Here is a 10,759-nt window from a genome sequence, read left to right on the forward strand (position 1 = left end):
CGTCGGTCTACAGACAACGGGCGAGCAACTGCAAGGCCGTGGCGGCCACGGACTCGCTGTCGAATTCCTGGCTCTTTACGGCGAATTCCTGCTCCGCCCACTTCAGCAACTTCCCATCGGAATGGGCATCGTGCAGCAACAATACCGGCATCCGCCGACCATAGTCCAGATCCAGTAACTTGGCCAGCAGTTGCTCACCAATCAGCCGGTTGTCGCCCACCGCGAGCGCCGCGAGCAGCGGCGGCGGCGTAGCGACCAAGTCCTCGATCAAGGCGACCCGCACCTCAGTCCGTGGCCACCAGCCGCGACGGACGACGCCGTGCCAAGGCGGTGCCGGCAACAGCGGCGTCGGCAAGTCCTTGAGGGACTCGCGGCAGAGTTGACTAAGCGCGGCCGGGTCGACCGCCGCCTCCAGCAGCCGCAGTTCGGGATAGCTGCCGGGGACGAGCCGATGCAGCCCCGCGACCAACCGGCGCCCGAGCCAGCCGCCCAAGTCCAGAACGCCGATCTCCAGCACCCCGCGTCGGTGCGCCCCGATGCGGATGCGGCGCCCGGGCCTCGGCAGGTCGCCGATGCACCAGTCGATGGCACGCTGGGCATCGGACCGACACTCGATCTCGCAACCCCGATGGCACCACTGCGACCGCAACTGCGCGAGCCGAGCCGCGGCGGGGTCGGGGTGGACCACGGCGATGCGCTGCGGCCTGGCGCCCACGGCGTCGAGTGCCTGGTCCAGGTCCGCGAGCAGGTTTGCTGCCTCTGGAAGCTCCAGTCGTGCGGGCGCATCCGCGAGATCCTGGCTTGCCCGAGCCAGGTCCGCGGCGGGTGCCGACTGGCGGCCGTTCCGGGCGAAGGCGGCGCGAAAGTTCGGGGCTTCCGGCCGCGGCAACTCCAGCATCAGTGCCCGCGAGTGCAGCAATGCGCGCAGCGTGCGAGCGCGATCCGCACCGGCGAAGGCGTCTGGCCAACAAGCCTCCCAGAGCCAGATCATGCGGCCCCCATGGTGTCGGCAAAGCGTCGCCGGTGCCACTGGACCCCATGGTGGCCGCGGAAAACGGCGCGGACCGGACCAGTCGGCCACCAGATCGGCGAGACCCGGCGCCCCGCTCAGAACGCGCAGTCGACCGACGACCATGGGCGCCCCGGCTGCACCGCCAAATGCCGCGGTGCCGCCGCCGCAAGCGCGACAGCGCTCGCACGCCTCGACGATGAAGCAGTGCGGGCAGAGACTGAGTAGCGTCGGCTTGTCCATTGTGAGCACCGTCTCAGCGCAGTAACAGCCACAGCAGGGGGTTGATGACCCCGCGGGGGGTCGGGGTGCGGGTACCGTCAGGACCGCGGGCCAGCACCTCCGTGAGTTCCCATCGGGGGGTATTCGCCGCTGGCGCTATCGGCGCCGCGGCAGCCCCTCCGATTTGATGGCCGCCACCAGGCGCCGCTTGGGCCGCCACCGGGGCGAGCCTGGTCACCTTGATCTCGGTATCTCGACCGAGACTGGAGACGAAAAAGAAGCCGACTTCATCCACCTGTTGCTTGGCTTTCTGGACCAGATTAGCGAGATCCAGCTCAAGGAACAGTTTGCACGCTCCGCCGCTGAAGTCCTGGAGGGCGGCGCAAAGGGCCTGGGACGAACCCGTCTGGGAGACGCTCAAGGTCCGGAACAGTGCGTCCAACCTCGTGGCCAATTCCGATTTGCCGCCCAGCAGATCGGCCTTGGAAAAAACGAGGGCCAGGCGGTGTCCCGCCAGTCTGCCATCCACGACGGGGGCACCGATGGCGCGCATCGTCTCGGCCCAAGTGTCGAACTGAGTGATGAAGTCCGGCATGTCGCACAAGGCCTTTGCGGTACCATCGAGCAGGTCGGCCAGTACGCGGCGATCCGCTTCCTCGGCCGAGGCGGGCCGTGTAAGCGCGGTTCGGGCCATTTCCAACAGGAAGGCCGCCAGGTCTTCCCAGCGCGGACAGTTCGGCCAGCCGTGACCGCGGAGTGCCGCCGCCGCCTGGTTGCAGAGTGACTGAACCGCGGCCTCGTTCGCTGTGTCCAACCAAGCCATGTCGGCAAGCCGCTTCACCAGCACCTCGACTCCAAGGAAGTCACGGCCCCGCACTACACTGCCGATGTCAATCCGCCCGATCGGCGTGCTGGTCGCTTGAGGATTAATCAGGAACAGCGTCTTGTCCGAGTGATAGCCGATGGGCGCCGTGGGCGTGTCCTCCCCCGGCATGTCGTGCAGTGTGATCATTTCCGCTGGGTACCCATCGCGCACGAAGCGAAACACGATCTTGTGGCTCTGGGAACTCTTTTCCGCAAGAACACCCCGGGCGAGCGGTAGTACCGTCCTCCTCAGATAGGCGTCGCCATTGATGCGCGCGACGGAGGTCGAGGTCGTTTGGAAAAAAGTCGGTGAGTGCAACTCGCTCGCCAACAGCGCCGAATACACGGTTTTACCGCTATGAGCGCCGCCAACCAGCCGGATCGGTCGACCGGTGGCATCTCTCCGGATCACCTCAGAACAGCCTGGGCCTGCACAGCGCGGTCTGATCGGCAGTTGGTGTTCCTCGCAAAGCACCCGGCTGTCGAAGACGCGAGGCGAGATCGGCACGCCCTTCATGGCTGCCTCTGCCGAGGTCATCAGCTTGGCCGGGTCGCACAATATGCAACCATACCGCATCTGCGACAACGGCCGCGGGGTTAGGCACTGGTCGCCGATGCAGAAATACGGACTCTCCTCTGCCCAGCCAATCCCGCGTGTGGAATTAGAACGTATCTTCATTGGCCTCGTTCTCCCGATCTGCTTGCTGACGATCTCTATCTTATCCCGCACCACCCCGGCAATCGGACAGCACCGCGGTCAACGGCTGCGTCTGAACCCGATCTCGATGCGCCGCAGCCGCGAGTGCCAGTCCGCCTCGGCTTCACCGTCGGTCCGCGCGAGCGGGCGCTGAAACGAGTAACCGAGCACATGCAGCTCGAAGTCCTTACCCGGCCCCTCGTTCAGTTGACGCGCCTTCAGGTGCTCGCGGATGATGCCGGCCACGTAGAGTGCGCGCATGAAGGACAACTGGTAATTGTAGTCCTCGCCGCCCTTCGGGTCGCAATGGCCCTCGACGAAAATCTGGCGGAAGCCGCCCTCGGTGCGGGCGTTGTCCACCAGTTCGCGGATGCGCTGCTTGGCCTGCTCCACCGCGGCCTCGGTCATATTGAAGGCGTCGGATCGATCATACTGAAAGCGCAGCAGGTCCTCACCGATGACGACCTTCTTGCTCTCGACGCACTTATCGTGCAGCGCCCACACCTCCAGGCCGTAGCGTTGCGCCGCCTGCCCGAAGAGCAGCAGGTCACCCAGGCCGGCGGTGGCAGGCAGTGTCGGCGGCGTCGGCACCTCTTCCTGCAATGGACACAATTCTTTGGCGCGCTCCTGCCAGAACCGGACCACCCGGGTCACCTCGCCGCGAAGCATCAGCCCCTTCACTTGATCCGCCAGGGTCTCGATCCGTTGCGCCAGGGTTTCGAGTTGCCCGGCCGCGGTACCGATTCGGCGCAACCGGTGCAGCACATTCGCGGCTTGCACAGCGGCGGGGCGGTCAAGCGGCGGATCGGCCCGCCCCGCTTCGACGCACAGCCGTGCCAAGGCGCCCGCGTCTTCCTCCGGAACCACCCGCGCCGCCAACTGCTGCTTGGCGGTGTCGCACAGCCGCAGCAACTCGACCCGGGACAGTTGCAGACGCGCGGCCTCCGCGGTCTGGACCTTCTCGAGCGGCAGAATATAGGCGCGAATCACCATCATTACGGCGGTAACAGCGATGATGAGAAACATCACCACGAGCAGTATCAGGTCGAGCGCGGGAAGCAGTTGTCCAAAGCGCTCGCGCCCTTTCGGGTTGGATACGGATTGCACGCTCATGGTTGGTCTCAGCCCCGCCCGGCACGCGGCCAGAGCGAACGCCAGAACCCGGAGCGCGGTGCTGTCGCATCCGCGACGCCCCAGTGGCTGGCCGCGGGCTGCTGCAGCTCATCGATCCGCGACCCGAGCCGTTCGAGACTGGCGTGGTTGGCCTCCAATACTCCATGCTGTGCCTCGAGGGCGGTGCTCGCCGCCACGATGCGCCATTCCTGTTCCTGCAAACCCGTCTCAACGGCGCCCAGCCCAGTGACCAAGGCCGACAGGGAATCGATGGCCCCGGCGATCTGCACGAGCCCCTGCCGATTGGCCTGGATCATCTGATCGAGGTCGTCGCGGGCTTGGATCCCGCCGCCCGCGGCGGCGGACGGCTGCGCCACCAGTTGGTCGACCACGTCTTGCAGGGCCGTGGTGATGCCCTGCAATTGCGGCACGATCCGCTCGAACTCGGTCGAGATCCTAATCGCCTGCTGGAGTGTTTGCTGCAAGTGGTGACCGGCCTGCTGTGGATGGCCGAGCAGCCGCTCCACCTGGACTTGCAGGTCGCGCCCCCCCTGAGTGATCGCCAGTTCGGAATCCTTGATCGCGTCACGCACCAGACCGACCTGCGCAGTCATGTTGCTCATGATCCGCTGCAGCGGGTCCGCCAACTTCTCTGCCAAGGCGCTTGCCAGTGCCGTTTGCACCTCCCTGGGCAGGCCGTGCAGGAACCCGTCGAGCGTCTGCGTGAGCGTGCCCAGGAAGTCCTGGAGTTGGCTGCGCAGTCGCTCCGCGACGCGCTCGGCGAGCAGTTCGATATCGGTGTTACTGCCGCCGAGGCGCGGGACAAAGACCCGGCGATACACTGCCACCAGGTCAGCGATCAGGGCGTTCGTCGAGTCGCCAAGTCGCGAGGCGCGGTTGCGGATGTAGAGCGCGGTGACAATGCCCAGCACCGTGGTGCTCGCCTTGACCACGACACCATTGAGAAAGCCGGCGCTGAAAACGGCCTCACCACCGTCCACCTGGGCGATGAATACCGTCAGCAGCACCCCGGTCAAGGTCCCAAGCAGGCCGACCAGGAACGCGGTCGTCTGCAGACCGTCAAGGGTTACAAAGACGGACTCGACCCGCTGCCGCAGCAGCAGTTCCAGTCGCCCGGCGTCCGCGAGATCGCCAGCCAGATAGCCGTGATGGAGTTCAGCGCGCAGCGCGGCAGCCAGCCCCGGTTCGCGGTGCCAGTCCGGAACGCCCTCGAGCGCGGCGCCGCCGGTTCGCCGACCGTCTTCCCGATACTGTTTGACCGCCTCCACGATCTCGCCCGCGGCCCGCTCATCGTCAGACCAGCGCTGATAACTGCCTTGGTCCAAGTCCAGCAAGGCGGCCAAGCCATCCGCGGCGGCGCCTGCCTTCCATGCCAGAATAACCAGGTAGATCAGAAACGGCAAACCGATGATCCGGGCCGACCAGTCCGCGATCCAAGCCGGCCAGTCCGCGACCCGAGCCGACGACTCCGGCGCGTAGAGCCAGATTGCAAGGCCTAGCCCCGCCGCGATCAAGGTCACCACCCACAGCCCGATGTCCTTGGCCCGGCCCCCGCCGACCGGGCGCCGAACCGCGATGTCCTTGGCCCGGCCCCCGCCGACCGGGCGCCGAACCGATCGGCTCGTCCCGTCGTCGTCGGCAAACGCATCCGCACTGACGGCATCGCTGAAAGAATCCACGTCCCCCTCCAGCACAATGAATGTGCGAAAAAAACCTCACTCAGGATGCATCGTACCAGAACCATCCTGGATTTCGGACATGGCGCGGAGCCCGCTGCCCGAGGGTGCCGCGGTCATGTGGTTACCTTAGGGAATCAAGGTCGATTCTAGCGCATGACCCGGCAGTTGGAGGGTCATCCTCAAAATTTGTTTGTTGGATCAGGCTGCCGGCGCGGCAGATGACCGCCAGCCACGTACTTTCCTCGCCGCCAGGTCCTTGTGGCGGTTGCGACTGTCGCCGAGGCGAGTACCCCATCTTGACAACCTTATTGCTTGCCAGCCGCGCGCCCCGAAGCTCCGAGGCGTGGCCGAGCAGAGCGTTGATAGCGTGGCGGAGGCCCCGCCGTCGTCCGCGCCTGCGGTTTCCCAACCGGTCAGCGGCCCCGCGCAGATCCGCCAGACCAAGACACCGATGGACCTCGCTCATACTGACCGCTTTCTTTGATGACTCTACAGGACCGTTGATTGAACACATCAACAAAGCGCTTCATCTGTGTGCCAACGGACAGACGAGCCTGTCCCCCGCCCTTAGACTGCTGATTGGGAAGACGCGATGGCGCGCTTGTCCTGGTCGGCCTCAGTCGTGATGCTTCAACTGTAGCGCGCTGCCGCGGCGCCTCGCGCCAGGCCCTGATCCCCGCCGCCGGTCTGAGTCTGGCGCCCCAATTCCCGCCACAAGAGGAACGACCCGCGATGTACGGATTTTCCACGACCCTGCACACTCCCTTCGACCAGGCCGTCACCCGCGTCACCGAGGCGCTGAAGGGCGAGGGTTTCGGCGTCCTGACCGACATCGACATCCAGGCGACACTCAAGGCCAAGCTGGGCGTCGAGCGGCGGCCCTACCGCATCCTCGGCGCCTGCAATCCGCCGCTGGCCCACCGGGCCTTGGAGGCGGAGCCCGACATCGGGCTGCTGTTGCCCTGCAACGTGGTCGTGCGGGAGGCGGCGGACGGCACCATCGTCGTCGCCTTCATGGACCCGCAAGCGGTCCTGCAACTCGTGGACAAGCCGGAGATTGCCGAACTCGCGGCCGAGGTGCGCGGGCGGTTGGAGCGGGTGCGCGACCTCCTCACAGTCGCTTGAGGCAAGGCTTCCGGGCCTCGATTCCCACGCCGGTCACTTTGCCGACTGAGATGCCGCCGGTCCGCACAGCGGACCCTACGACGCTTTGCCGACTGAGATGCCGCCGGTCCGCACAGCGGACCCTACGACGCTGAGATGCCGCCGGTCCGCACAGCGGACCCTACGACGCGGGGCCGTAGGGTCCGCTGTGCGGACCAGTAACCTCTACCCCAGCATAGTGGCCGGAATTATGATGAAGGTCGGCTACCGCATACTTTCGAGGATCTCGCACCATGACTAACCCAAGCATTGCCGTCGCCCACCGCGGCGCCGTCGCGACCCACCCGGCAGCACACCTCGTCGATAGCACTGAGCGGGTGCGGGTCTGGGACCCGTTCGTGCGGTTTTTCCACTGGAGTCTGGCCATCGCCGTGCTGATCGCCTTCCTGACCGGGGACGCGCTCGAGGGCCTGCACGTCTTCGTCGGCTATGTCGTTATGGGGCTGATCGCCGCCCGCCTGGTGTGGGGGGTGATCGGGCCGCGGCACGCCCGGTGGTGGGACTTCGTGCGTGGGCCCACCGCCATCAAGGCCTATCTGGGGGATGTCCGGCGCGGGCACCCGGCCCGCTACCTGGGCCATAACCCGGCCGGCGGGGCCATGGCCGTGGCCCTGATCGCGGGACTCATCTTGACCACGCTCACCGGCCTGGCCGCGCAGAGCGTCCATGGCCTGAAAGGGGTCCATGAACTGATCGCCTACGCCACCCTGTGCCTGGTCCCCCTGCACCTGCTCGGGGTCGCGGTCGCGAGCTTCCAGCACAAGGAAAATCTGGTGCGCGGGATGATCGACGGTTACAAACGTGCCTGATGTCCGTGCCTGAGGTCCGGTAGGCGTCCTTCCTGACAAAACGCTGACGATGGCGTATGGGCTTTCGTCAGGCACCGTCCGTTACCCTGATCCCCGGTCGCACACGCAACCCGTCCAAACTCACCGCCTTGCTTGCCTGGCACTGATCCGCAAGCACCGCGGATGGGTGGCGGCGACGGCGCTGGGTTCGCCAGCCAAGCCGTCGGCAGAACTGATCGGGGTACAGGCCCCGCGGGACACACATCATGTCAAACGCCACCCTGGCGCTCCTGATCACCGCGGCGATCCTGGCCCAGGTGGCCGTCCTTGGGCTGCTCGGGTGGCGGCGCAAGCGCGCGCAACTGCGGGTGCTGCAACGGCAGGCGCAGGATGCGGCCGTCGGGGCGGCAGTCCTGATCGGTGGGCCGGAGCGGGACCAGGGTCTTGACCCCGCACCGCTCGCGCAGGACATCCCGGCCCCGGCCTGGCCGGGCCACCGGGAGTTCGTGGTGCAACGGCGCGTGATCGAGGACGGCAACGGCGCGGTCTGTTCCTTCTATCTGGCCCCGGCCGACGGTCAGCCGCTGCCGACCTACCGGCCCGGGCAGTACCTGACCTTCAAGTTGGAGGTGCCGGACCCTGCCGGCGGCCCGCCTAAAGCCCTGGTGCGTTGCTACTCCCTGTCGGATCGCCCGCGCACCGACTACTACCGGGTATCGATCAAGCGGGTCCCGCCGCCCCCCGGCCGACCGGACCTGCCGCCCGGGGTCGTGTCGAACCACTTCCACGACCAGCTCAAGGAAGGCGCCCGGGTCTGGGCCCGGGCCCCGTCCGGTCACTTCTATGTGACGCAGGACAGCCCCCTGCCGGTCGTGCTGATCGGCGGCGGGATCGGCATCACCCCGCTGCTGAGCATCCTCAACACCCTGAGCCGGCGCGCCGACCCGCGTCAGGTCTGGCTCTTTTATGGGGTGCGCAACGGCGCCGAGCAGATTATGCGTGAGCACCTCAAGACCCTGAGTGAGGGCTGGCCGGGGTTGCATCTGCAGTGCTGTTACGCCGCGCCCGACGCGGATGATCTGCTGGGGCGGGACTATCAGCACCAGGGGTACGTGGACCTGCAACTGCTGCAACGGACCCTGGGCTTCGGCCGCCATGAATTCTATGTCTGCGGTCCGCCGGCGATGATGGAGTCACTGGTGCCGACGCTGGAGGCGCAGGGGGTGCCGACGGCCGACATCCATTACGAGTCATTCGGCCCCGCCTCATTGAACAAGCGCCCGGTGCCGGTGCCGACGACGCGGGCCGCCGCCATGGCCGTGCGCTTCAGCCGTTCGGGCAAGACGGTGCCATGGGACGGCGCGGCCGCATCCCTGCTCGAACTCGCCGAGGGGCAGGGAATCACGGTGGACTCCGGCTGCCGGGCCGGCAGTTGCGGCACCTGCGAGACCCGGATCGAATCCGGTACGGTCGCGTATTCTCAGACGCCCGACGCGGATATACAGCCGGGCCATTGCCTGCTCTGTATCGCCACCCCGACGGCCGATCTGACCCTGGCGTTGTAGAGGTCCCGATGAATCGCTCAATCGTTCGCAGAGAAATCGTTCCATTCCTGTTGCTGTTCGGGTCCTTGATCGTCGCGACCGCGATCACCGATGCCCTGCTGCACGCCTTCGGTCTCTATTGGATCGGTCGCTGGCTGGGCATCCCCGGGACCATCCTGATCCTGCTGTCGTTTTCCTATTCCATGCGCAAGCGCAAGCTGATCAACTCCGGCAATCCCAAGACCCTGCTGCGGTTGCATGAGGTACTGACCTGGATCGGTGCGCTGATGATCCTGGTCCACGCCGGGGTCCACGTCTATGCGATTCTGCCCTGGCTGGCCCTGCTGGCGATGCTGGTGACGCTCGCCAGCGGCATGACCGGGCAATACCTGCTCGGGCGCTCACGGCGCGACCTGGTCGCGAAACGCGAGTTCCATGCCGACCACGGCGACAGCCCGGCGACGATCGACAAGGAGGTCTTCTGGGACGCGGTCACGGTGGATACGATGAAGCAATGGCGCGCCGTACACTTCCCCATCACCCTGGCGTTTGGCGTCTTGGGGCTGGCGCACATCCTCAGTATCTTCCTCTTTTGGCAGTGGAAATGAAAAAGCAGCACGTCTTCATCCTCGTCGCCGCCAATCTGGTCGTCCTGATCCTGATTGCGGTGCTCTGGCCGCAACTCATGGTCGCACCCGGGCCGGTGATGCCGGCGCACCGCGCGTTCGGGGACGATTGCTTCGCCTGCCATCAGCCCTTCATCGGCAGTCGGCCGGGCAATTGCGAGAACTGTCACAAGCCCGCGGAGATCGGGCTGGTCACCACCAAGGGCCTTGCCATCGCCAATGAGCGCAAGCTCACCCCCTTCCATCAGGACCTGCTGGAGGCGGACTGTGTCGCCTGTCACAGCGACCACAAGGGGGTCAAGGCCTTCCGCCCCATCGGCCAGTTCTCACACGACCTGCTCAAGGTCGCCCGCCGTGATCAGTGCGGCGGCTGCCATCAGGCCCCCCTGGACGCCATGCACCAGGGCGAAACCGGCGCCTGCGGCCAGTGCCACTCCCAAAGCGCCTGGACGCCCGCGACCTTTGACCACGAGTCCCTCTTCAGCCTCACGGGCGATCACGAGGCGTCCTGCGACACCTGTCACGTCGGCAAGGACTATCGCACCTACACCTGTTACGGCTGCCACGAGCACACCCGCTCCAAGATCCGCGAGGAGCATGTCGAGGAAGGCATCACGAACTACGAGGACTGCATAGAGTGTCATCGCAACGGCAAGGCCGAGGAAGGCGGGCATGAGGGTCGGGGCGGGGACGGCGGGCAGGCGCGTGGCGACGGGTCCGCCGCGCAAGCGGACGGCGAGGGTGACGACGGCGAGGGTGACAAGGAGTCCGAGGAGCACGATGATTAGCGCGGCGGCGCCGGCGACCGCCGCCGGTGACAGTCAGTCGCACCGACGCGGTCACGCCCGGCGCCGCGTCGGCGACGGCTCCAGGGCGCCCCCGGTTCGCCCCGGAGGTGTTAACTGTTGTTTGATTCTTATTTATTATTATCTATAATTGCTCGCGTGAGCAAAACTTACCGCATCAACGAGTTCGCGAAACGGATCGGGAAAGCGCCCTCGACGATCCGGCGTTGGGAGCGCGAGGGTAAGC

At 66.2% G+C, this 10,759-nt stretch carries 10 protein-coding genes; 6 read left to right on the forward strand and 4 right to left on the reverse strand.

Annotated features, from left to right (window positions below; translation table 11 throughout):
• Positions 1–7: 7 nt before the first annotated feature.
• The 4 genes from QZY48_RS34295 to QZY48_RS34310 all read right to left on the reverse strand — a co-directional run bounded on the left by QZY48_RS34295 (position 8) and on the right by QZY48_RS34310 (position 5,605).
• Positions 8–1,252 carry a hypothetical protein gene (locus tag QZY48_RS34295; RefSeq protein WP_295439217.1) on the reverse strand — a complete coding sequence of 415 codons (1,245 nt, stop codon included), beginning with the start codon at positions 1,250–1,252 and terminating at the stop codon, positions 8–10.
• A gap of 13 nt (positions 1,253–1,265) precedes the next feature.
• Positions 1,266–2,654, reverse strand: coding sequence for a hypothetical protein (locus tag QZY48_RS34300; RefSeq protein ID WP_295439218.1), 1,389 nt, complete (start codon positions 2,652–2,654; stop codon positions 1,266–1,268).
• 198 nt (positions 2,655–2,852) lie between these two features.
• Positions 2,853–3,905 carry a hypothetical protein gene (locus tag QZY48_RS34305; protein WP_295439220.1) on the reverse strand — a complete coding sequence of 351 codons (1,053 nt, stop codon included), beginning with the start codon at positions 3,903–3,905 and terminating at the stop codon, positions 2,853–2,855.
• 8 nt (positions 3,906–3,913) lie between these two features.
• Positions 3,914–5,605, reverse strand: a complete 1,692-nt coding sequence (locus tag QZY48_RS34310; RefSeq protein ID WP_295439221.1) for a hypothetical protein — start codon at positions 5,603–5,605, stop codon at positions 3,914–3,916.
• Positions 5,606–6,337: 732 nt separating this feature from the next.
• On the opposite strand from QZY48_RS34310, the gene QZY48_RS34315 reads away from it, so the two are divergent.
• From QZY48_RS34315 to QZY48_RS34340, 6 genes are all read left to right on the forward strand, one after another.
• Entirely contained in the window at positions 6,338–6,730 is a 393-nt protein-coding gene (locus QZY48_RS34315; protein ID WP_295439223.1) for a DUF302 domain-containing protein, read from the forward strand.
• Between the two features lie 272 nt (positions 6,731–7,002).
• Positions 7,003–7,578 (forward strand): cytochrome b/b6 domain-containing protein, encoded by a 576-nt coding sequence (locus QZY48_RS34320; protein WP_295439224.1) that lies wholly within the window; start codon positions 7,003–7,005, stop codon positions 7,576–7,578.
• Positions 7,579–7,823: 245 nt separating this feature from the next.
• Positions 7,824–9,122, forward strand: coding sequence for a 2Fe-2S iron-sulfur cluster-binding protein (locus tag QZY48_RS34325; protein WP_295439226.1), 1,299 nt, complete (start codon positions 7,824–7,826; stop codon positions 9,120–9,122).
• An 8-nt stretch (positions 9,123–9,130) separates the two neighbouring features.
• Complete coding sequence (locus QZY48_RS34330; RefSeq protein ID WP_295439228.1) at positions 9,131–9,709, forward strand: hypothetical protein; 579 nt, start codon at positions 9,131–9,133, stop codon at positions 9,707–9,709.
• Positions 9,706–10,515, forward strand: a complete 810-nt coding sequence (locus QZY48_RS34335; RefSeq protein ID WP_295439230.1) for a class III cytochrome C family protein — start codon at positions 9,706–9,708, stop codon at positions 10,513–10,515. The genes QZY48_RS34330 and QZY48_RS34335 overlap by 4 nt, the downstream gene beginning before the upstream one ends.
• Before the next feature lie 156 nt (positions 10,516–10,671).
• Positions 10,672–10,759 (forward strand): MerR family transcriptional regulator (locus tag QZY48_RS34340; RefSeq protein ID WP_295427042.1); only part of this gene is annotated, 88 nt, incomplete at its 3' end.

Source organism: uncultured Thiodictyon sp., from assembly GCF_903828115.1.
GTDB lineage: Bacteria > Pseudomonadota > Gammaproteobacteria > Chromatiales > Chromatiaceae > Thiodictyon.